The sequence below is a fragment of the Janthinobacterium sp. 67 genome (assembly GCF_002797895.1).
GTDB lineage: Bacteria > Pseudomonadota > Gammaproteobacteria > Burkholderiales > Burkholderiaceae_D > Janthinobacterium.
Window position 1 is genome coordinate 1,288,283 of the sequence record NZ_PGES01000001.1, and the last position, 19,429, is coordinate 1,307,711.

The following is a 19,429-nucleotide window of genomic DNA, read 5'->3' on the forward strand; positions in this document are numbered from 1 at the left end:
CTAACATGAATAACATAAAAAAAACCGTACTCTGCAGCGCTTTGCTGGCTGCTTTTTGCCTCACGGGCACGGCGCAAGCTGCGCCTGCCCAAGCTGTCCCCTCGTTCACGCAGGAAGCGGAAGAACTGGCGCGCCTGCCGGGCGGCGGCTGGCTGACCCTGGACAAGCACGGTTTGCGCCTGTTCAACGCCAGCGGACAGGAGCAGGACCGTATCGCCGTGCGCGCCAAGCAGCTCGACACGCGCAGCGACGGCGGCAAGGTGCTGGCCGTCTTCCTGGACGCGGACACGCAGCGCCCGCTGCCCGTGTCCGTCGACGTGCAGGCCGGCAAGCTCAATCGCCTGGCACCGTTCCCCGTTCCCACGTTTTCCGTGGAAGCGTCGTGCCTCTACCGCGACGCCCAGCAACTCGATCACCTGTTCTTGATCGGCAAGGATGGGCAGGCGGAACAGTGGGTGATGCAGGGTGAACAGCGCAGCCTGGTACGCAAACTCGCCTTGCCGCCGCACGCCAAGCATTGCCGCGCCGACGACGGCGCCCAGCGCCTGCTGGTCAGCGAGTCGAACATGGGCGTGTGGGCGTATGACGCCGATTCGGAAGGCATGGGCAAGCGCGAAGTAGTGGCCCTGCGTAAGCCGTACGGCCAGCTGGACGGCGGCGCCGGCGCGCTGGCCGTGCTGCCTGGCGGCGTGGCCGTGCTCGACGGCAAGGCGGAAATGCTGCACCTGTACTCCCATCAGGGCAGTAAATGGACGGCACAGCCAGCCCAAGCCGTGGCCTTGAACGTGCGCAAGGGCGACAGCCAGCTGGCGCTCGACGGAAATTCCTTGATGTTGCGCGGCAAGAGCGGTTGGCAAGCGCGGCCATTGAAATGGGCCGGCAAGGCGGAAACGTCGTCTGCGGTGGCCATCATCGCCCCGCAAGCGCAGACGGCGCCGATGGCGCGCCAGGGCGACGCGGCCGACGATCCTGCCATCTGGCTGGCCAGCGATCCTGCAAATGTGCGCATCCTGGGCACCAACAAGAAACAGGGCTTATTGGTCTACGACCTGCAGGGCAAGCAGACACAGCTGCTGGAAGTGGGCCGTTTGAACAACGTCGACGTGCGGCAAAACATCCAGCTTGGCGGTGGCAAGGTCGACCTGGCCGTCGCCACCCAGCGCGACGACAACAGCATGATGCTGTTTACCATCGATGCCGCTGGCGTCGTGGCGGAAGCGGGCCGTTTTCCGACCGGCCTGAAAAGCATCTACGGCATGTGCTTGTACCAGCCGGCCAGCGGCGGCGTGCAAGCGTTCATCAACGACAAGGACGGCACTTTCCAGCAGTACAAGATCGACATGAGCGGCAAGCAGTTCAGCGCCACCCTGTTGCGCAGCTTCAAGGTCGCCACCCAACCGGAAGGCTGCGTGGCCGACGACGCCAACGCCCGCTTGTTCCTGGGCGAGGAAACGCGCGGTATCTGGACCACCTCGGCCGATGCCGCCAAGCCCGATGCCCTCGCCATGGTCTTGCCGGTCGGCCAGCACCTGACGGCGGACGTGGAAGGCATGGCCATCTACCGCCAGCCTGAAGCCAAGGCCAACACCGGCTACCTGATCGTCTCCAGCCAGGGCGACAGCAGCTATGTGGTGCTCGACGCCCAAGCCCCGTACAAGGTGCGCGGCCGCTTCAAGGTGGGCTTCAATTTGCCTGCCGGCATCGACGGCACGTCGGAAACGGATGGCCTGGACGTGACGTCCGCCAACCTGGGCGGCGCGTATGCGCAAGGCATGCTGGTGATACAGGACGGCTACAAGCGCCTGCCCGACGGACCGCAGAACTTCAAGTATGTGGCGTGGCGGGATGTGGCAAAGGCGTTGAAGCTGGACTGATGACGATGGGGCGGCCTGCAAAGGCTGCCCTCGCCAGCGCCCGCGCCAAAAATCAGGCTAGGCCACGCTCGGCATATCGATGGCAAAAGGCAGGCTTTTGCCAAAAAAGTCCACCTTGCCCGTCACGGCCAGGCGTTGCGCCGACAATTCCACCAGGCGCAGATCCGCGACGTCACGGTATTCCATCATGTAGAGAGCGGATTCACAGTGCGGATTGCCGGCATCGACGGCCAGCATCCGCACGGGCGCGGCATCCGCTCCCGCAACGCGCAAGCCCTGCAACGAGAAGGATGGCGGATACAGCGCCCACGACCAGGGCGCATCGTCGTCTTCCGTCAGCCGCATGAACACATCGTCGTCGGCCTCGATCCTGATATTGACTTCCCACATCCCATCGGCTTGTGCCGACACGCTGATCCGGGATTTCGCGACATCCACTTCGAAATTGGTGTCGCCGATACTGAATACATGCATTACCCTGCTACTCCTGATTGATCCATGAATCGACTGCCCGACAGGCCGCTGGCATAGGCCGTCATGCCGCCTCGGCCAGCAGACCTGCGCGGGCACTATTCAATCGCCCTGCTGTTGCCAGACCGCCTTGCCGTCCTTGATATAGATCAAGGCGCTGGCAGAGCCCTCTTTCGCCACCACGATCCCGTCCGTTTTCAGCTTGAGCGATTTTTCATGATAGCTGTGCTGGAGCGAGCCTTTGTCCTCCGCCTGCCAGACTTCCAGCCAGGCAAAATCATCGCCGCCGTTGGACAAGGCATGGCCCGCACCGACGATCAGGGGCGCCGTTTTCTGCCGGAACAGGAAGACGATGCCCTCTTTCTTGCTGTCCTTGTTCTTGACGAGGACCGCCAGGTCTCCCTTGCCGTCGCCATCGAAATCGCCGCGCAAGACGAAGGGATTGATGCGGGCGCTGACTTCAATGCCTTCGCGTTTGGCCAGGCTATCGAGCTGTTGCGTCGCCCAGGCCGGCAATTGCGCCTGCGGCGGCAAAGCCTGCGCCCCAGCCAGGCCGGTGGCGAACACCAAAGCGACAGTCACTGCCATGCTTCTGCGATTCATAATGCGACTCCATCAGGATGAAGAATCAGGGTGGCACCCGGCGGTTCCCGGTGTGCAGGCAGAATAGCATTATCAGAAAATACTTGCACTGCCTCAACAGTGACCGCTTGCCCATTCAGGCAGATAAATTACCGCCGCTGGCAGATCTGCCAGCGACTGGCGGCCTGCGGCGTATTAAAATACCGTCCCATGACCTCCCCCGCCTCGACCTCTTCCCTCCCCGACAGCATCCTGCTCCCTTCCCTGGCCGTACTGGGAGGGCAGATTTCCGTCAACCTGGGGGCGGCGATTGCGAAGAACCTGTTTCCCGTCATCGGCGTGGAAGGCATTACGGCGTACCGCGTGGGATTTTCCGCGCTGATCCTGCTGGCCATCTTCCGGCCGTGGCGATACCGCCTCACGCGCAAGGATGTGCTGAACCTGCTCGTCTACGGTTCCGTGCTGGGACTGATGAACTTGCTGATTTACCGGGCCTTTGCGCTGATACCGATCGGCATCGCGGTCGCCATCGAGGTCACGGGACCGCTGGCCGTCGCCATGCTGTCGTCGCGCCGGCCGCGCGATTTGCTGGCCGTCGCCTGCGCCGTGTTCGGCTTGTATCTGCTGTTGCCCCTGCAAGGCAGTCCGGGCAGCCTGGACCCCGTCGGCGTCGCGTATGCGCTGGGAGCGGCGCTGTGCTGGGCGCTGTACATCATCTTCGGCAAGCGCGCCTCGACCTTGCAGGGCGGCCAAGCCGTGGCCTGGGGCATGACGGTGGCTGCCATGGTAACGGTGCCCATCGGCGTCGCGTATTCGGGCACGGCACTGCTGGCGCCATCGATTGCGCTGACGGGCCTGGCCATCGCCATGCTGTCCAGCGCCCTGCCATACTCGCTGGAAATCTTTGCCCTGCGCCGCTTGCCGCAAGGCGTGTTCGGCATGTTCAGCAGCGCGGCGCCGGCCGTCAGCGCGCTGGCCGCCATGGTGGTGCTGGGAGAACTGCTGAGCCTGACGCAGTGGCTGGCCATCGCCTGCATCGTGTTCGCGTCGGCCATGGCGGCGCTGGGTGCACAGGGCGGCAAGCGTTAGCGGTGCTCGACGGGCAGGCAGGTTTTGATGCCCGCCTGTAAAATGCGTCATTGCTTGCCATATCGCCCACTCTGTCCCACCGATGACATCGACACTTCTTTTTCGCCTGCTCTCCCCTTTCGCTGCCGCAGCCGTGCTGCTGGCGCCAGTCGCCGTCGCGCAAGCTGCCGCTCCTGCCGCCCTCACAGGCAATGCCGAAGCGGGCAAGGCCGCGTTTCGCAAGTGCGCCTCCTGCCACCAGGTGGGACCATCGGCACGCGGCGGCTTCGGCCCCAAGCTGTCGGGCGTGATCGGCCGCAAAGCCGGCTCGACCACCGACTACAAATATTCGGCGGCCATGAAAAACGCGAATATCGTCTGGACCGAGCAAAACCTGGCCAGCTTCCTGAAAGCGCCGAGCGACTTCATTCCCGGCAATAACATGCGTTTCTGGGGCATCGGCAATGGGCAGCAAGTAGCCGACCTGCTGGCCTATCTGCGCACGCAATAACGGCGTCCAGTTTGCGCAGGCAATCCGGCCCATGACGCCGGGTCAAGCTTCCAGCGCTTGCAGCACACCCTTGCGCTGCTTGTGCGCCGCCTCATAGGCACGCAGCCGCTTGCGCTGGGCATCAGACAGGCCATCGAGCTTGTCGCGGATCTGCGCCGCCGTCAGCTGCTGGTAATCGGCAATGGGCAAGTCCGGCTGTGATGCATCCGGGCCAGCGCCGCCGGCTTTCTTTCGCTGCCGCGCCTGCCTGGTTTCACCGGACTGCGCCCTTTGCTTGTTCACGATGCGCGCCGCGACTTCTTCCTCGCGGCCCGGATAGCGTCCTTCCTGCTTGAAATCTTTTTCCAGCTTCTTGAATTCGCGTTCGCGCTTGGGATTGGCACCGACGGGCATACGCTCCTCCTAGGGCTTGGCCGGCAACTTGCGCAGGCACAAATAAATGGAATACAGCGCCGCCAGCCCCACCAGCACGTACACGCCGCGCGAAGCGGCCGTCATGGCGCCGAGGATGCTGGCCACGATGTCGATATCGAACAGCCCCACCAGCGCCCAGTTCAAGCCACCCACGATCAGGAGGATCATCGAGATCCAGTCGACCACGTTCAAGCGCTTTGCCGACATTTCCTGTTTTGCCGCACCGTCCGATCCTGCCTGGATATTCGCCATATCAGCCTCCTGTGAGAAGAAAGGACCCGCCGCCGGGTCCATGCAAGAAACAGTGTAGGCGCGGCGCCGGCACACGCCAGTCGGACGATGCCGGGCATTCAAGTAGGAAGACTCTGTAATCCGGCGGGTGATTTTATCTGGCAACAACGCCAAGCGCATCGGACAACTGCAGACTCATTGCCGCAGTTGCTTGTACATGACGGTAGTCGCGTCCAGCCGGTCGCCAGCGGGCGCCAGCGCATAGCCGGGGATACTGCCCGCCACCGCGTAGCCGAGCGACAAGTACAGCGCTTGCGCATGGTCGCCGCTGCGCGTGTCCAGGGTCAGCAGGCTGCGCGGCAAGAGGCGCGCCTGTGCTTCCAACGCCTGCATCAGCTGGCGGGCGATGCCGTGCCGGCGGAATGCGGGCGCGACCAGCAGCTTGCGCACTTCGGCCCGGTGCGCCTGGTTGGGATTGGTATCCCAGTCCAGCTGCACGGCGCCCGCCACCCGGCCATCGACTTCGGCCACCAGCAGCAAACGCACGCCGCGCGTGACGGCCGGCAACACGTTATCCGTCCAGAACGCCTGGCTGGCCGCCGTGTCGAAGGGCAAGATAAAACCGATGCTGGCGCCGTCGTGCACGCAGTCGCGCAGCAAGGCGCCCAATTCCGGCAAGCGTTCGACTATGTCGGTGGATGAAAAATGGCGTAGTGATGGGGGCATGGCGACCTCAGACAAGAAAGAGAAAATAGCGGGCGCCGCTGTCTGGCGGCGTCATGAATGCGCTGGGACCGTGCAGCTGGTAGCGCAGGCAGTCGCCGGCCAGCAAGTCGTGCGAGCGACCATCGACGATCACGTTCAGCTTGCCTTCCTGCAGCAACAGATGGTGTTCCATGCCGGGCCGGGGCGAGGCCGCGTAGCTGATCGCCACGCCCGCATCGAGCTCGCATTCGAGCGCTTCGCCAGCCAGCGCGCGCGACGGGGGCGAGACGGAACGGCGGATAAAACCGGTGTCCGGGTCCGTCCACACGCTTTGCTGTGCCCGCCGCAACAGGGGCGGAAAATCGTCTTCCACCATGCGCAGCAGGCGCGACATGGCCAGGCCGTACGCGGCGCACAACTTGCCCAGCACGCTAGTCGTCGGGCTGACTTCGCCGTTTTCCAGGCGCGACAGGGTGGCGCGGCTGACCTGGCTGGCGCCGGCCAGCTGGTCCAGCGACCATCCCCGCTCCACGCGCAACTGTTTCAAACGCGCGGCCAGCCGCTGTTCCGTACCGTTTTTTGTGAGTGCTGAATTTTCCATATGTGGGAATTTATCCCTTATATGGAAAACAGTCAAGCTGTCAGCCCGCCATGCGCGATGCATGACGGCACAGTTCCAGGAAACCGGCCAGGCGCGGCGACAATATCTTTTTCGATTGACGGATCAGATAAAAGTTGCGCTCCAGGGGCGGCAGCATGGTTTCCAGCTCCACCAGTTGCCCGTTGGCCAGCAGATCGGCCACGACGACGCGCGACAGGCAGGCGATGCCCAGCCCCGCCGCCGCGCCATATTTGATGGCTTCCGAATTGCTGAACTCGCCCGCCGCGCGCAGGTAGTGCAGATACGGCACCAGCGCCTGCTCCACGGCTTCGCGCGTGCCCGAGCCCGCTTCGCGCAGCAGCCAGCCTGCCTGGTTCAGTTCCGTAAAGCTGAGCAGATGGCGCAGCTGCGCCAGCGGATGCGTGGGCGCAGCCACGATCAGCATCTGGTCCGTCAACCACGGTTCCACCAGCAAGCCCGCTTCATGGCACGGCCCTTCGATCAGGCCGATATCGACACGGAACTCGGCCACGGCGGCCGCGATGTCGGCCGTGTTGGCGATGGTCACCTGCGGAATGCTGCGCCCGTATTGCTGCGCCGCCTGCGCCAATATCTGCGGCAGCAAATAGATGCCGATGGTGGTGCTGGCGCCGATTTGCAGGCTGACGGGCACGGATGGGTCGGCACCCGCAAACTGGCGCTCGATGCTGGCCGCGCCGTCGCGCATCTGCCGCGCCTGCGGCAACAGCAGGCGGCCATTGTCGTTGAGCAGCAATCGCTTGCCCACCCGGTCGAACAATTGCGCGCCCAGCAAGGTTTCCAGCTCGTTCAGGGACGCGCTGGTGGCAGATTGCGACAACGCAATCTGCTCGCCGGCCGCGCTGGTGCTGCCCGTGTCGGCCACGGCCAGGAAAATCTGCAACTGCCGCAAGGTCAACGCCATCTGATCTACCTATTTTTACGGTTAAACATACAAAAACAATCCGTTTTACCATTTAATCGGTGAACTGTACAGTCATGCCATACGCAACAAGAACATGGAATACGGCATGTCATCCCTCTCAACAACGAACACAAGCAATTTCAGCGACCGCTACGGCCGCCTTCTGCCGGGCCTGCTGCTGAGCGGCCTGATCGCCTGGGGCGCCATTCAACTGGGCAAGCTGGAATGGATGCAAAGCCACGGCATGAGCGCGCTGACCCTGGCCATCATGCTGGGCATCGTGCTGGGCAACAGCGTGTATGGCCGCCTGGCGCCCACTTGCGGCGCGGGCGTGGCCTTTTCCAAGCAAACTTTATTGCGACTCGGCATCATCCTGTACGGCTTCCGTTTGACCTTCCAGGATATCAGCCAGGTCGGTCTGGCCGGCATCGCCATTGACGCGCTGGTGCTCGCGTCCACGTTTGGCCTGGCCATGTTTCTCGGCACCAGGGTCTTCAAGCTGGAACGCAACAGCGCCATTCTGATCGGCGCGGGCAGTTCGATCTGCGGCGCGGCGGCCGTGATGGCGACGGAACCCGTCGTCAAGGGGCGCAGCGAAGACGTGACCGTCGCCGTCTCCACCGTTGTGGTGTTCGGCACCATCGCCATCTTTTTATATCCCTTGCTGTACCAGCTGAACCTGGGCTGGCACGTGCTGGGCGCCGCGCCCACGGCGTTTGGCGTGTACATCGGCTCGACCGTGCATGAAGTGGCGCAAGTGGTGGCGGCCGGCAAGTCGATCGGGCAGGAAGCGGCGAATGCGGCCGTGATCGCCAAGATGGTGCGCGTGATGATGCTGGCGCCGTTTCTCGTCATCCTGTCGGCCGTGCTGGCGCGCGGCAAGGCCCAAGGTGGCGACAGCGGCCACGACAAGGCGGCCAAGCTGGCCATCCCCTGGTTCGCCTTCATCTTTATCGGCGTCGTCGCCTTCAATTCGCTGGGCCTGCTGCCAGCGGGCGCCGTGGCCGCCATCACCGATCTCGATACGACCCTGCTGGCCATGGCCATGGCGGCCCTGGGTTTGACGACGCACATGTCGGCCATCCGCCGCGCCGGCATCAAGCCCCTGCTGCTGGCCGGCCTGCTGTTCTGCTGGCTGATCGCCGGTGGCGCCGCCATCAACCATGTGATCACCAGCCTGTTTGCCTGACCACGAGCCTGATTCAAGCCGAGGCCACTGACGCGGGAGCCGAAAACTTCGTACAATACAAGTGTTTTGACTCTCAAACCGGCTTCGGCCCCACCCAGGAACATCCATGCACCTCTCGAACTGGCTGCTTTTCTGCAGCGTCGCCCTGCTCGTCACGTTTTCTCCCGGCCCGGCCGTCTTGCTGGCCATCTCGAATGCCATCGCCGTCGGCCCGCGCCGCGCGATGATCAGCAGCATGGGCAATGGTTTTGGCCTGTTCATCATTTCCGGCGTGGCCATGGCCGGCATGGGCGTCGTGCTGGCCACCTCGGCCACGGCCTTCATGCTGCTGAAACTGGCTGGCGCCCTGTACCTCGTGTACCTGGGCATCAAGCAATGGCGCAGCAAGACCAGCGTCGTGGCCGATGCGCCCGTGGTGGCCGGCGCGGCGAATCCGAATTCGTTCTGGAAATTGTTCCGCCAGGGCTTGACGGTGGCGCTGACCAATCCGAAAGCCATCCTGTTCTTCTCGGCACTGTTCCCGCAATTCATCACGCCAGGCGAACCCGTGGCGATCCAGTTCACCGTGCTGACGACCTCGTTTGTCGCCTGCGCCATGCTGGCCCACTTGTTCTACGCCAACCTGGCGCGCCTGCTGAAAACCCAGTTGGCCACGCCGGGCCGCGCCAAGTTGTTCAACCGCATCACGGGCGGCGCCTTTGTCTTGCTGGGCCTGAGCCTGCTGCGCCTGCGCAGCAAGGCAGCGTAACTACTGTAGTAAAAACGCCTCGATGCTGGCCGCCAGGGCCAGCGGCGTTTCATTCATCGGATAGTGTCCCGCATTGCCCAGCACCTCGATCCGGGCTTGCGGGTACCACGCCAGATAGGTGCGGCGCATCAGGGCCGCATCAAAACGCGGGTCGTGCTCCCCCACCAGCGCCAGCAAGGGCAGTGCCACACGCGCCGCCTTGATTTCTTCGCTGAAATCCGTCCCGCTCCACGCGAGGAAATAAGCAGCAAACGCGGCCGGATCCGCACTTTCCCACGAATACTGCGCCTTCCAGTCCAGCCAGGCGGCTGGCAAGCGTTCGCCCGTGCTGCGGTTGATGATGGCGCGCCGCGCATCGACGTTGCCGCTGGCGTCAAGAAACAGTTGCCGCGCCGCCCCATCGAGCGCCACGCCGCAGCTGGGCACGGGCGCCACGGCCACGAGCTTGCGCAGGCGCAAGGGCGCCAGCAAGGCCAGCCGTTCCATCGCCATGCCGCCCATCGAGTGTCCCACCACGCTGAACGTGGCAAAGCCCAGCGCATCGGCCAGGGCCAGCGCGTCGCGGGCGACCTCGTCCATCGAGCACGTTCCTGCGGCGCCGCGCATGCCGCCGTAGCCGCGATTGTCCATGAAGACATAGCTGAAAGCGCCGCCATCAAGGGCCGCTTCCATCGGCGCGAACGCATGCGCGTCGCCAAACCAGCCGTGCAGGACGATGACGGCGTGGGGGCCATGGCCCACGCGATGACAGCTATTGTGCATGTTCACTCCTGAAAAAGAGTGTGATGGTAAGCGGCAAGCACGCGACCCGCCTTCGATGGCAGGTCATATACTGTAGAGTATGGGCCATGGATGATTTTTACACGGAAGTGCCGCGCCCCCTGATCGCCACGGCGCGCGACTATGCGGCAGGCGCAATGTTTCCGAGCCACAGCCATGCGCGCGGGCAATTTGCGTATGCGGCGCGCGGCGTCATCAGCGTACACACGCCGCAAGGCAACTGGCTGGTGCCGCCGCAACGCGCCTGCTGGGTACCGGCCCAGCTCGCCCACGGCATGCGCATGCATGGCGCCGTGACCATGCACAACGTGTTTATCGACATGGCCGCCATCGCCGGGACCGGCTTGCCGCCCCACTGCCAGGTGCTGGACACACCACCGCTGCTGCGCCAGTTGCTGGCCGAGGCCGTGACCGTCGACGCCTTGTATGCGGAGCAATCTCGGGCAGGACGGCTGATGGCCTTGCTGCTTGACGAGATTGCCGCCGCCAGGCCCCTGTCCCTGAGCGCGCCCCTGCCGCAGGAACCGCGGCTGGCGCGGCTGTGCATGGAGATGCTGCGGCAACCGAGCCTGGACAGCAACCTCGATGCGATGGCGGCGCAGGCCGGCATGAGTCGGCGCACCTTTACGCGGCAATTTCGCGCCCAGACGGGGCTGGGCTTTGCCCAATGGCGCCAGCAAGCATGTCTGCTGGCGGCCATCACGCGCCTGGCCGGCGGGCAAGCCGTCACCCGCGTGGCGCTCGACCTCGGCTATGCCAGCCCCAGCGCCTTCACGGCCGCCTTCCGCCGCGTGCTGGGCCAGGCGCCCAGCGATTATCTAGCCTAGGCAATGGTGGCGGCGATGCGCCGCGCCAAGGCCTGCGCCAGTTTCTGCACATGGTAGCCGTCGACAAAGCCGTGATGGGCTTGCGCTGAAAACGGCACGCGCATGCGGCCATCGTCCTGCGCGGGACCAAACTTGCCCCAGGTAAAGGTCGGGATGTCGGCGTCGCGGTGGCGGTAGACAGGGTGCTCGATGGCCGCCAGTTCCAGCCAAGGCAAACAGGTGATGAAGATATTGTTGCGCTGCTCGCGCTCGGTCTCTCCCTCGCCCGTGTTGATCAGCGCGCAGCTCGCTTCGGCAAGGCGTTTCGCTTCCAGGCTGCGCGCGATGAAGAGATCGAGCTGGTCCGTCATCGCGAAGCGCGTGTAGTTGAGGTTCTCATCGCCGTTGATGACGGTGTAGGAAGCGGGAAAATCGTCGATCCGTATCACTTCGCCCTGGTGGATGCGGTACATGAAGTTGTCGATCTCCCTGACCGTATTGAGCAGGCAAAACAGGAAAAAGTGGAATACGGGAATTTTCCGTTCCTTGCACCAGGGCCGGAAATCCGGCACGTCGAGCTGGAAATTGATGTTGACGAGGGGATTGTCAAACGCGCGGAACAAATCATAGCGGTCGCGCCGCTTTTCAAAATTTTTCATGCGGCGAGTGTAGACGATGGCAGTGCTGGCGGGCAAGTCATGCCGTATCGGCTTGCCAGTAATTTGCCAGGGCGTCCAGGGCATACTGTCCGGACAGGCTCTCATCCACCTGTGCGACAAACGTCAGGAATAGCACGACGGCCTGTCTTTGCGCCGCATTGAAGCCAGCGTATTTCGCGATGGCATGCGCGCGCAAATCCCGGTTCCGTTCAAACGGAGAAAGCGCATGCACCGTCATTCCAAGCACATCTGTTTCCCAGCTTGTCCGATGATGATATGCCACGGCGTAGCGCATGTATGCCGGCAAGTAATACAGAAATTCCTCAGCTTCCATATGGGCGAGCAAACCTTCGCACTCCTCGATTTCAGCATCGGGAATCTCTTGCCAGATCGAATCGACTCGCTCCTTGCCACTTGCAGCCCATTCCCTTTCGCTGATGTCCTCCGACATACCGTATTTATCCGTCAAGAGAAATTGGCGCAAAGATGTTTCCGCGCGCTGCGTACCAGCGAACTCGCGTTCAATGCAGGCGATCAGGCTGGCCGCATCGGCCGTGGCTGTCGATAAATTATCTGAACAATTCATTCAAAATCCTTGGATATCCCCAAAATGGCCCGGGCCACCTCCGCCACGCCCTCTTGTGGTGTCATTTGGCGGCGCCGTGCGCCAAACCCCGCTGCACCTTCCACGCCAACGGTAAAGTGAGCAGCAACACGGCCGCCAGCACCAGCAAGGCCGTGGGCACGCTCGTATGGTCGCCCAGCGCGCCAAACAGCACGGGCGACAGCGCTCCGCCGCCGATGCTGCCCGTGTAGAACAGGGCAAACGCGTGCTCGCGCTTGCCGGGCTCGGCCAGTTCCGGCACGGCGCCGTACAGTACGGACGAGGTGCCGTTCAGCGCCAGCCCCAGCAAGGGCAGCATGGCCATGACGCCGGCCAGCGGCAGCCACAGAGCCGCCACGATCAGCAGCGAGGTCATCGATTCCGTCAGCCATACGGTTTTCATCATGCCGATGCGCGCGCCCAGATAGCCGCACAGCAGCTTGCCGAAGGCGCCGCCCACGAACAGCAACGATAAGGCCACGCCGATGCCGGCCGTGCCGGCACCCTTGCTTTTCAGCAGGAATGGCAGGAAAGTGAGAAAACCCATGCGCACGGCGCTGTCCAGGGTGCCCGTGGCCAGCAAGGCGCGGAAACTCGCGGGCGAGCCATTGCCCGCGATGGGTTTGCTGACTTTTTGCCGGCTGGCCTGGATGTCGCCCGGCTTGGGCAACAGCCACCACAGCAAGCCGGCCGCCGCCAGGCCCAGCAAGCCCAGCAGCGAGACGCTGGCTTGCCAGCTGCACACCAGCAACAGCAAGCCCACCAGCGCGGGGATCAGGGTCTTGCCGATATCGCCGGCAAAGTTGTAGTGCGACAGCGCTTCCTTCACGCCGCCGCCCGCCTCGTGCGTGTCGGTGACGATGGACGAGGCCAGCGGATGCTGGGTGCTGGCGCCCAGGCCGCCCAGCAGCAAGGCGAACAGCAGCACGGCCAGGCCGCCCGCCTGCCCCGCGACCAGGTAGGCGACGCCGGCCAGCGCCGTGCCGCCCACCAGCAGGCGTTCGCGCCCCCAGCGCCTGGCCATGCGGCTGGCCAGCAGCTGGAAACCGGCCATCATGCCCGAGTACGATCCCCGCAGCAGGCCCACCATGGCATAGCTGATGGCAAACTGCGCCTGCCAGATGGGCAGCAGCACATAGATCACGTCCGTCAATCCGTCGTGCACGGCATGCGCACTGCAGGCGGCGAACAGCGAGCGGCGGCGTATCGGTTTGTCGGAGGGAGGTACTTCGGGGGACAGCGCGGCAAGCGATGGTTCGTTCATGATTCTGCAAGCGGGGAAAACGCGAGACAGCCAGCTTACACCAATTGGCAACTTCGCATCTTGAAGCGTAGCAAGAATAATGTTATTGCAAGATTGGTCTGACGCAAACGCAGGGAGAGCGCAAACCAGGCCCGGCGTCGTCACGTTGACGGCGCCGGACTTCCACCTTACTTGGCCATCGCATCCTTGGCCATGCCATCTTTCTTCATTTCATCCTTTTTCATGCCGTCTTTCGCCATGCCATCCTTGGCCATGTGGTCTTTTTTCATGTGCTTCTTGGCCATCGGCTTTTTCATGCCGTCCTTGCCCATCGCATCCTTGTGCATGGCATCGGCCGAAGCGTCCTTGGCCATCGGCTCTTTTTTCATGGCGTCCTGGGCGAAAGCGGCGCCCGACATGAGGATGGCGGAAGCGATGATGGCGGTGATGGTGGTTTTCATGATAGGTCCTTGTCTCAGTGTGGGATGGGCGAGATTGCCCGGTGGTAAAGCTGTTGCTGTGCTACAGGTGTTGCCAAAAGTGTTCAAGAGCCGCCAAACCAGTTGTAGCCCTGATTTTCCCAATACCCTCCCGGATACGTATTCGTCACGAAAATGGCCTGGATGTGTTTGGGGTTCTTGTAGCCCAGCTTGGTCGGCATGCGCAGTTTCATCGGGTAGCCATACTTGGGCGGCAATTCCTGGCCGTCGTAGCTCAGGGCCATGATGGTTTGCGGATGCAGGGCCGTGGCCATGTCGATGCTCGTAAAATAATCATCGGCGCACTTGAAGCCGATATATTTCGCCGTCGTGTCGGCGCCCACCCGCTTGAGGAAATGGGAAAACGGCACGCCGCCCCACTTGCCGATGGCGCTCCAGCCTTCCACGCAGATGTGGCGCGTGACTTGCGTTTCCTGCGGCAAGGCGCGCAGTTGCGGCAAGGTCCACGCTTTCTTGTCGGCGATCAAGCCGCTCAATTCCAGGCGCCAGGCCTCGCCATCGACCTCTTCCACTTCATCCTCGCCGTAATAGGCGTTGAAGGGAAACGGCCGCGTGATCATCGAGTCGGGATACGTGGGCGCCAGCTTGCTCGGGTCGAACAGCCATCCCTGCACCCGGTCGTTCATGCGCGACACCGCCGTCAAAGCCGTTTCGATGCCGGACGGGTCGCTGGCGTTGCAGCCCGTCAGCAGGGACAGGCCGCCCAGGGTCAGGCTGCGCTGCAGGAACAGGCGCCGCGACGGCTGTTTAATCTGACGCAAGGCGTCGGCCAGCATGGCCTGGCCCTGCTCTTGCACGATGATGGTTTTTTTCATGCTCATCTCCTTAGCGGCCGCGCAGCATGGCGACCAGGGTGCGCGGCACCAGCGCCACCATCAGCAGGTGCACGCCGACAAAGCCCACCAGCAGCGCCATGGCGATGAAGTGGACCCTGCGCGCGCTCTCGTAGCCGCCCAGCAGCTCGCGCAAGATGGGAAACTGCACGGATTTCCACAGCACCAGGCCGGACAGCACCAGCACGATGCAGTCGAGCATGACGAACAGGTAGGCGGCGCGCTGTACCATGTTGTAGTGGCGCGGGTCCGCGTGGGCCAGCTTGCCCTTCAGCGCGGCCGCAAAATCGGCCAGCAGCGCGCGCGGCGACAAGGGAAAGAACTGGCGCCGCAGCCGTCCCGAGACGATGTTAATCAGCAGATACAGCAAGCCATTGGCCACCAGCAGCCACATGGCGGCGAAATGCCACTGCAGGGCGCCGCCCAGCCAGCCGCCCAGGGTCAGGGTGCGCGGCAGCTCGAACGGGAAGAATGGCGCCGCGTTATAGATGCGCCAGCCGCTGGTCGCCAGCACCACGACGGCCACGGCATTGAGCCAGTGCGTGATGCGCAGCCAGGCGGGGTGGATCACGTTTGCTTGCCCGTTCATCACATCGCTCCCTTCGCGCAGGATGCCGTGCTGACGGCTTGCAGGATGGCGCTGCTGTCGGCCCGCTGCACGAAGGCCACCACTTGCAGCTGTTCCGGACGCCAACTGGCGGGCAGCTTGACTTCGCGGCGCAGCAGGGCGCGGCCTTGCGCCAGCGCAACCGGTCCCAGCCACAGGCGCACGGCCGCATCGTGCTGCAGGGTGGCGCCCCGGTTTTCGCCGCGCAGCACCTTGGACACGATGGCGCTTTCGCTGATGGCCACATATAGCTGGCCGCCCGTCCGCGCATCCGGCGCGCTGGCATCAGCTTCCAGCAGCAGCTTGCTACCCGGCCCCGGCGTGGCGGACAGGTCAATCTTGACGGGCGCGGCGGTCGCGTTGATGCGGCGGATGGCGGATGGCAGCTGCCTATCCCAGCTGCGCAATTCCGTGCCGCCCACGAAGAACTGCGGCGTATAGGCCACGTGGCGCGGCTGGTGGCGCAGCAGTTCGGCCTGGCGCGCATCGAATTGCGCCTGCGCCAGCGGGTCCGTCCAGCCGATCTGGTCCCAGTAGGTGACGTGCAAGGCCAGCGGCACGATCAGGCTGGCCACTCCCGCTTCCTTGCGCAAGGCGCTCAGGCGCTGGTCGGCGGGCGGACAACTGGAGCAGCCTTCGCTGCTGTAGAGTTCCACCAGGGCCGCCGTCTGCGGCCCGCTTTGCACGGCGCAGCGCTGGCCGGCCGCCATTTGCGCCATGGCCGGGGCGACCACGGCCATGCTCAGGACGGGTAAAAGCAGTGTTGCAAGGCGGTGCTTGATGTCCATGGTCTTTAGCCGGTATATTGAAATAAGAAGCGTGAAATAAGAAGCGTGAATTAAGAAGCGTGCTTGCCTGTCAATTCGCCGCGATGGCCGGATTGGTTACAGCCACCCTCCCATATTTTTGAATTTATTTTTTTCAACGCCTGTCACCAAAGGCCTGCATGCAACGAATACCTGTAAGCAAACACCTGCATGGCACGGAATTGCGGCTGCATGGCCTGATGCTGCGCGGGCTCGATGGCGATGCGGCGGCCTACCGCAGTTTTTTGCAGGCAAGCAGCCAGCACTTGCGCGCGTTTTTCCGGCGCCGCCTGCAGCGCTGGCCGGACGAGGTGGAAGACCTGGTGCAGGAGTGTCTGCTGGCCATCCACAACCAGCGCCTGACGTATGACACGGGCGTGCCGCTGACGTCGTGGATTCATGCGATCGCGCGCTATAAATTGATCGACTGGCTGCGCCGGCATGGGCGGCGCGAGGCGCAGCACTTGCCGTACGACGAAGAAGATAGCGCGCAAGAACTGTTTTCCAGCGCCGATGCCGAGGCTGCCGAGGCCAGCCGCGACCTGGGCAAGCTGCTGGCCACCTTGCCGGCGCAGCAGCGCGGCGCCATCGTGCATACCAAGCTCGACGGCTGGTCCGTGCGCGACACGGCGGCCGCCATGGGCATTTCGGAAGCGAGCGTCAAAGTGGCCGTGCATCGCGGCTTGAAGGCACTGGCGGCCAATTTAAGAATTGAAGGAAACACACCATGAAAACCGATGACTTGATCGCCATGCTGGCCAGCGGCCCCGACGTGGCAGCCGCGTCGCCGCCGGGCACGCACTGGCGCGATGCAGGCACCCTGGGCGCGGGCCTGCTGGCCAGCGTGGCGCTGATGGCCATGCTGCTGGGCGTGCGGCCCAACCTGGAACAACTGGCCCTGCTGCCCGATTTCTGGATCAAGGTTGGTTTCGTCATCTGCCTCTCCCTGGCGGCCTGGCACGTCAGCCGCCGCCTGTGCATGCCGGGCGCCGCTACACGCGCCCTGCCCCTGCTGCTCGCCATGCCCCTGCTGCTGATGTGGGCGCTGGGCGCCATCATCGTGCAGGAAGCCCCGCCAGAACAACGCGCCGAGCTGTTCTGGGGCGCCACCTGGCGCAGCTGCCCCTTGCTGATCGCCCTGCTGTCGCTGCCCATCCTGGCCGCCGTGCTGCGCCTGATGCGCCAACTGGCGCCCACGCGTTTGCGCCTGGCCGGCGCGGCCGCCGGTTTTGCCGCCGGCGCCATGGCGGCCCTCGTCTACTGCCTGCACTGCCCGGAGCTGGCCGCCAGCTTCGTCGGCGTCTGGTACGTGCTGGGCATGCTGGTGCCAACGGCCATCGGCTCGGCCATCGGCCCGAAAGTGCTGGCCTGGTAAGCGCACTGTCCCCGCAAGCGGGGCGCCGGTCAAGCGGGTTTCGAGCGTCTATCGCCTCCATACCCGCATACTCACGCATTCCCACGCGCTCCTGCCCGCCTTCGCATACGCATTGACATAGCGCAACAGGCTATCGCCATCACTGGCGCAGCTGTCTGTTCTTGTCCACAAAATATTTATTCCTGACCAGGAGCAATAAGCACGTAGATTCGACCTCGTGCGCCAGCCCCCTGACGATCAACGGCCGTTCATTCCGCTGCCCAAAAATAATTTGCAAGGAATGAATCCGATCGTGCTGGCGCCCCGTACAACTGATGCAGCCCCGTAATTTCCACCAGTTCCGTCACTGCGCATAACAATCAGGGAGAATCGACATGTCATTGTTACACTCGAAAACCGCACTGGGCGCCGCCCTCCTGGGCAACCTGCTGGCCTTGGCCCTCGCGCCATCGGCCTACGCTTCCAGCCACCGCGAAGCGCCGTTCATCACGCAAAACCCCAAGGTCGACGCCACCGACTTCTATATGTTCCGCAGCTATGAAACGGGACGCGGGGCCTACACCACGCTGGTGGCCGACTATATTCCCCTGCAGGATGCCTACGGCGGCCCGAATTACTTCGCCATGGACCCGAACGCGCTGTACGAAATTCATATCGACAACAATGGCGACGGCAAGGAAGACCTCACCTTCCAGTTCCGCTTCACCAACACGATCAAGGATGGCCAGTTCACCGTGGGCGGCAAGAAAGTCTCGATTCCGCTCGTCATCAACGGCGGCGCCATCGACACCGTCAACCCGGCCGGCCTGAACGTGCGCGAAACCTATAGCGTGACCGTGGTGCGGGGCGACCGCCGCACGGGCATGCGCAGCAGCGTGACCAACGCCACGGGCGGCGGCACGACCTTCGACAAGCCCGTCGACTACATCGGCACCAAGGCCATCCCCAACTATGCCGCGTATGCCGCGCAACACGTCTACACGGTGAATATCCCCGGCTGCGCCACGCCGGCGCGCCTGTTCGTCGGCCAGCGCAAGGACCCGTTCGTCGTGAACCTGGGCGAAACGTTCGACTTGATCAACATCAAGGCGCCCGCCACGGAGTTTGCCGCGAATGCGGAGTCGGCCGCCAAGGATGACCTGGCCCGGAAAAACGTCACGGCCATCGAGATGGAAGTGCCGACCGCCTGCCTGACGGCGGGCAGCGATCCCGTCATCGGCGGCTGGACCACGGCCAGCCTGCGCCAGGGCCGTTTGCTGAACCCCGCGCCGGGCACCACCACCGCGGCGTCGAAGGAAGGCGGCGCCTGGGTGCAAGTGTCGCGCCTGGGCATGCCGCTGGTCAATGAACTGGTGATCGGCCTGAAGGACAAGGACCGCTTCAACGCCAGCAAGCCGTCGGGCGACGCGCAATTTGCCGATTACGTCACCAACCCCACGGCGCCAGCCCTCGTGGAAGTGCTGTTCGGCTCGGCAGGCGCCAAGGCGCCCACCAACTTCCCCCGCAACGACCTGGTCGCCACCTTCCTGACAGGCATCAATGGCGTGAACCAGCCCGTCACCGTGACGGCCTCGGAAATGCTGCGCCTGAACACCTCGATCGCGGCCACCAACGTCGGTGCGCAAAACCGCCTCGGCGTCATCGGCGGCGATAACGCGGGCTTCCCGAACGGCCGCCGCCCCGGCGACGACGTGGTCGACGTGGTCCTGCGCGTGGCCATGGGCAAGCTGTGCACCCTGAACATCGGCTGCGCCCCGGCCGACGCCCCCGCCGGCGGCCTGCACTTCACGGATGGCGCCTTCCTCGACGAAACGTCGTTCACGGCCGGTTTCCCCTACCTGAAAAATCCCGTGGCCGGTTCGCCGCAGCTGTAACGAGG

At 63.7% G+C, this 19,429-nt stretch carries 24 protein-coding genes; 9 read left to right on the forward strand and 15 right to left on the reverse strand.

The genetic code is table 11. The features are described from left to right. The first annotated feature begins 5 nt into the window (after nucleotides 1-5). A complete protein-coding gene (locus CLU90_RS05815; protein WP_100427407.1) occupies nucleotides 6-1,874 on the forward strand; it encodes a phytase in 1,869 nt (622 codons plus the stop codon). Nucleotides 1,875-1,931: 57 nt separating this feature from the next. Here the strand turns inward: CLU90_RS05815 and CLU90_RS05820 are convergent, their stop codons facing one another. After that, the gene (locus CLU90_RS05820; protein WP_100427408.1) at nucleotides 1,932-2,348 is read right to left on the reverse strand and encodes a hypothetical protein; all 417 of its coding nucleotides are present in this window, start codon (nucleotides 2,346-2,348) and stop codon (nucleotides 1,932-1,934) included. A gap of 99 nt (nucleotides 2,349-2,447) precedes the next feature. Next, on the reverse strand, nucleotides 2,448-2,927 hold the full coding sequence (locus CLU90_RS05825; protein WP_198511151.1) for a hypothetical protein: 480 nt from the start codon (nucleotides 2,925-2,927) through the stop codon (nucleotides 2,448-2,450). A gap of 210 nt (nucleotides 2,928-3,137) precedes the next feature. On the opposite strand from CLU90_RS05825, the gene CLU90_RS05830 reads away from it, so the two are divergent. Both CLU90_RS05830 and CLU90_RS05835 read left to right on the forward strand, forming a co-directional pair. Continuing rightward, nucleotides 3,138-4,016: an EamA family transporter gene (locus CLU90_RS05830; RefSeq protein WP_198511152.1), complete on the forward strand. Its 879-nt coding sequence runs from the start codon at nucleotides 3,138-3,140 to the stop codon at nucleotides 4,014-4,016. A gap of 82 nt (nucleotides 4,017-4,098) precedes the next feature. Beyond that, nucleotides 4,099-4,506, forward strand: a complete 408-nt coding sequence (locus tag CLU90_RS05835) for a c-type cytochrome (RefSeq protein WP_100427410.1) — start codon at nucleotides 4,099-4,101, stop codon at nucleotides 4,504-4,506. A gap of 42 nt (nucleotides 4,507-4,548) precedes the next feature. Here CLU90_RS05835 and CLU90_RS05840 read toward each other — a convergent pair whose 3' ends face one another. The 5 genes from CLU90_RS05840 to CLU90_RS05860 all read right to left on the reverse strand — a co-directional run bounded on the left by CLU90_RS05840 (nucleotide 4,549) and on the right by CLU90_RS05860 (nucleotide 7,400). Then, entirely contained in the window at nucleotides 4,549-4,899 is a 351-nt protein-coding gene (locus CLU90_RS05840; RefSeq protein WP_100427411.1) for a hypothetical protein, read from the reverse strand. Between the two features lie 9 nt (nucleotides 4,900-4,908). Continuing rightward, entirely contained in the window at nucleotides 4,909-5,172 is a 264-nt protein-coding gene (locus CLU90_RS05845) for a DUF378 domain-containing protein (RefSeq protein ID WP_051991725.1), read from the reverse strand. A gap of 174 nt (nucleotides 5,173-5,346) precedes the next feature. After that, nucleotides 5,347-5,877 (reverse strand): GNAT family N-acetyltransferase, encoded by a 531-nt coding sequence (locus CLU90_RS05850; protein ID WP_100427412.1) that lies wholly within the window; start codon nucleotides 5,875-5,877, stop codon nucleotides 5,347-5,349. Nucleotides 5,878-5,884: 7 nt separating this feature from the next. Continuing rightward, nucleotides 5,885-6,457 (reverse strand): helix-turn-helix domain-containing protein, encoded by a 573-nt coding sequence (locus CLU90_RS05855; protein WP_100427413.1) that lies wholly within the window; start codon nucleotides 6,455-6,457, stop codon nucleotides 5,885-5,887. Between the two features lie 40 nt (nucleotides 6,458-6,497). Further along, nucleotides 6,498-7,400, reverse strand: a complete 903-nt coding sequence (locus CLU90_RS05860; protein ID WP_092708810.1) for a LysR family transcriptional regulator — start codon at nucleotides 7,398-7,400, stop codon at nucleotides 6,498-6,500. 106 nt (nucleotides 7,401-7,506) lie between these two features. Between CLU90_RS05860 and CLU90_RS05865 the strand changes: the two genes are divergently transcribed. Next, nucleotides 7,507-8,589: a YeiH family protein gene (locus CLU90_RS05865; protein WP_232731092.1), complete on the forward strand. Its 1,083-nt coding sequence runs from the start codon at nucleotides 7,507-7,509 to the stop codon at nucleotides 8,587-8,589. A 106-nt stretch (nucleotides 8,590-8,695) separates the two neighbouring features. Next, nucleotides 8,696-9,337 (forward strand): LysE family translocator, encoded by a 642-nt coding sequence (locus tag CLU90_RS05870; protein WP_034755914.1) that lies wholly within the window; start codon nucleotides 8,696-8,698, stop codon nucleotides 9,335-9,337. Here CLU90_RS05870 and CLU90_RS05875 read toward each other — a convergent pair whose 3' ends face one another. Then, nucleotides 9,338-10,099, reverse strand: coding sequence for an alpha/beta fold hydrolase (locus CLU90_RS05875; protein WP_100427415.1), 762 nt, complete (start codon nucleotides 10,097-10,099; stop codon nucleotides 9,338-9,340). It lies immediately after the preceding gene. 86 nt (nucleotides 10,100-10,185) lie between these two features. On the opposite strand from CLU90_RS05875, the gene CLU90_RS05880 reads away from it, so the two are divergent. Then, entirely contained in the window at nucleotides 10,186-10,944 is a 759-nt protein-coding gene (locus tag CLU90_RS05880) for an AraC family transcriptional regulator (protein ID WP_198511153.1), read from the forward strand. Here CLU90_RS05880 and CLU90_RS05885 read toward each other — a convergent pair. The 7 genes from CLU90_RS05885 to CLU90_RS05915 all read right to left on the reverse strand — a co-directional run bounded on the left by CLU90_RS05885 (nucleotide 10,941) and on the right by CLU90_RS05915 (nucleotide 16,157). Continuing rightward, complete coding sequence (locus CLU90_RS05885; RefSeq protein ID WP_100429385.1) at nucleotides 10,941-11,582, reverse strand: CatA-like O-acetyltransferase; 642 nt, start codon at nucleotides 11,580-11,582, stop codon at nucleotides 10,941-10,943. The genes CLU90_RS05880 and CLU90_RS05885 overlap by 4 nt on opposite strands. A gap of 37 nt (nucleotides 11,583-11,619) precedes the next feature. Next, nucleotides 11,620-12,168, reverse strand: coding sequence for a DUF6714 family protein (locus CLU90_RS05890; RefSeq protein ID WP_092708820.1), 549 nt, complete (start codon nucleotides 12,166-12,168; stop codon nucleotides 11,620-11,622). 61 nt (nucleotides 12,169-12,229) lie between these two features. Next, nucleotides 12,230-13,450: an MFS transporter gene (locus CLU90_RS05895; RefSeq protein ID WP_100427417.1), complete on the reverse strand. Its 1,221-nt coding sequence runs from the start codon at nucleotides 13,448-13,450 to the stop codon at nucleotides 12,230-12,232. A gap of 167 nt (nucleotides 13,451-13,617) precedes the next feature. After that, a complete protein-coding gene (locus tag CLU90_RS05900) occupies nucleotides 13,618-13,890 on the reverse strand; it encodes a pentapeptide MXKDX repeat protein (RefSeq protein ID WP_092708826.1) in 273 nt (90 codons plus the stop codon). An 83-nt stretch (nucleotides 13,891-13,973) separates the two neighbouring features. Continuing rightward, a complete protein-coding gene (locus CLU90_RS05905) occupies nucleotides 13,974-14,705 on the reverse strand; it encodes a molybdopterin-dependent oxidoreductase (RefSeq protein WP_442906733.1) in 732 nt (243 codons plus the stop codon). A gap of 49 nt (nucleotides 14,706-14,754) precedes the next feature. Further along, nucleotides 14,755-15,351 (reverse strand): cytochrome b/b6 domain-containing protein, encoded by a 597-nt coding sequence (locus CLU90_RS05910; protein WP_100427419.1) that lies wholly within the window; start codon nucleotides 15,349-15,351, stop codon nucleotides 14,755-14,757. Beyond that, nucleotides 15,351-16,157 carry a DUF1223 domain-containing protein gene (locus CLU90_RS05915; protein WP_100427420.1) on the reverse strand — a complete coding sequence of 269 codons (807 nt, stop codon included), beginning with the start codon at nucleotides 16,155-16,157 and terminating at the stop codon, nucleotides 15,351-15,353. The genes CLU90_RS05910 and CLU90_RS05915 overlap by 1 nt, the downstream gene beginning before the upstream one ends. Nucleotides 16,158-16,315: 158 nt before the next feature. Between CLU90_RS05915 and CLU90_RS05920 the strand changes: the two genes are divergently transcribed. From CLU90_RS05920 to CLU90_RS05930, 3 genes are all read left to right on the forward strand, one after another. Further along, entirely contained in the window at nucleotides 16,316-16,906 is a 591-nt protein-coding gene (locus CLU90_RS05920) for a sigma-70 family RNA polymerase sigma factor (RefSeq protein ID WP_092708838.1), read from the forward strand. Beyond that, nucleotides 16,903-17,550 (forward strand): NrsF family protein, encoded by a 648-nt coding sequence (locus CLU90_RS05925; protein WP_100427421.1) that lies wholly within the window; start codon nucleotides 16,903-16,905, stop codon nucleotides 17,548-17,550. The genes CLU90_RS05920 and CLU90_RS05925 overlap by 4 nt, the downstream gene beginning before the upstream one ends. Nucleotides 17,551-17,924: 374 nt before the next feature. Beyond that, on the forward strand, nucleotides 17,925-19,424 hold the full coding sequence (locus CLU90_RS05930) for a DUF4331 domain-containing protein (RefSeq protein WP_198511154.1): 1,500 nt from the start codon (nucleotides 17,925-17,927) through the stop codon (nucleotides 19,422-19,424). Nucleotides 19,425-19,429 lie beyond the last annotated feature (5 nt).

Coding starts and splice junctions, on each gene's coding strand:
- CLU90_RS05920 (WP_092708838.1), top strand. CDS start 16,316: ATGCAACGAATACCTGTAAGCAAACACCTGCATGGCACGGAATTGCGG.
- CLU90_RS05925 (WP_100427421.1), top strand. CDS start 16,903: ATGAAAACCGATGACTTGATCGCCATGCTGGCCAGCGGCCCCGACGTG.
- CLU90_RS05900 (WP_092708826.1), bottom strand. CDS start 13,890: ATGAAAACCACCATCACCGCCATCATCGCTTCCGCCATCCTCATGTCG.
- CLU90_RS05840 (WP_100427411.1), bottom strand. CDS start 4,899: ATGCCCGTCGGTGCCAATCCCAAGCGCGAACGCGAATTCAAGAAGCTG.
- CLU90_RS05875 (WP_100427415.1), bottom strand. CDS start 10,099: ATGCACAATAGCTGTCATCGCGTGGGCCATGGCCCCCACGCCGTCATC.
- CLU90_RS05850 (WP_100427412.1), bottom strand. CDS start 5,877: ATGCCCCCATCACTACGCCATTTTTCATCCACCGACATAGTCGAACGC.
- CLU90_RS05890 (WP_092708820.1), bottom strand. CDS start 12,168: ATGAATTGTTCAGATAATTTATCGACAGCCACGGCCGATGCGGCCAGC.
- CLU90_RS05895 (WP_100427417.1), bottom strand. CDS start 13,450: ATGAACGAACCATCGCTTGCCGCGCTGTCCCCCGAAGTACCTCCCTCC.
- CLU90_RS05830 (WP_198511152.1), top strand. CDS start 3,138: ATGACCTCCCCCGCCTCGACCTCTTCCCTCCCCGACAGCATCCTGCTC.
- CLU90_RS05930 (WP_198511154.1), top strand. CDS start 17,925: ATGTCATTGTTACACTCGAAAACCGCACTGGGCGCCGCCCTCCTGGGC.
- CLU90_RS05915 (WP_100427420.1), bottom strand. CDS start 16,157: ATGGACATCAAGCACCGCCTTGCAACACTGCTTTTACCCGTCCTGAGC.
- CLU90_RS05815 (WP_100427407.1), top strand. CDS start 6: ATGAATAACATAAAAAAAACCGTACTCTGCAGCGCTTTGCTGGCTGCT.
- CLU90_RS05880 (WP_198511153.1), top strand. CDS start 10,186: ATGGATGATTTTTACACGGAAGTGCCGCGCCCCCTGATCGCCACGGCG.
- CLU90_RS05860 (WP_092708810.1), bottom strand. CDS start 7,400: ATGGCGTTGACCTTGCGGCAGTTGCAGATTTTCCTGGCCGTGGCCGAC.
- CLU90_RS05855 (WP_100427413.1), bottom strand. CDS start 6,457: ATGGAAAATTCAGCACTCACAAAAAACGGTACGGAACAGCGGCTGGCC.
- CLU90_RS05870 (WP_034755914.1), top strand. CDS start 8,696: ATGCACCTCTCGAACTGGCTGCTTTTCTGCAGCGTCGCCCTGCTCGTC.
- CLU90_RS05865 (WP_232731092.1), top strand. CDS start 7,507: ATGTCATCCCTCTCAACAACGAACACAAGCAATTTCAGCGACCGCTAC.
- CLU90_RS05835 (WP_100427410.1), top strand. CDS start 4,099: ATGACATCGACACTTCTTTTTCGCCTGCTCTCCCCTTTCGCTGCCGCA.
- CLU90_RS05820 (WP_100427408.1), bottom strand. CDS start 2,348: ATGCATGTATTCAGTATCGGCGACACCAATTTCGAAGTGGATGTCGCG.
- CLU90_RS05910 (WP_100427419.1), bottom strand. CDS start 15,351: ATGAACGGGCAAGCAAACGTGATCCACCCCGCCTGGCTGCGCATCACG.
- CLU90_RS05905 (WP_442906733.1), bottom strand. CDS start 14,705: ATGCTGGCCGACGCCTTGCGTCAGATTAAACAGCCGTCGCGGCGCCTG.
- CLU90_RS05845 (WP_051991725.1), bottom strand. CDS start 5,172: ATGGCGAATATCCAGGCAGGATCGGACGGTGCGGCAAAACAGGAAATG.
- CLU90_RS05885 (WP_100429385.1), bottom strand. CDS start 11,582: ATGAAAAATTTTGAAAAGCGGCGCGACCGCTATGATTTGTTCCGCGCG.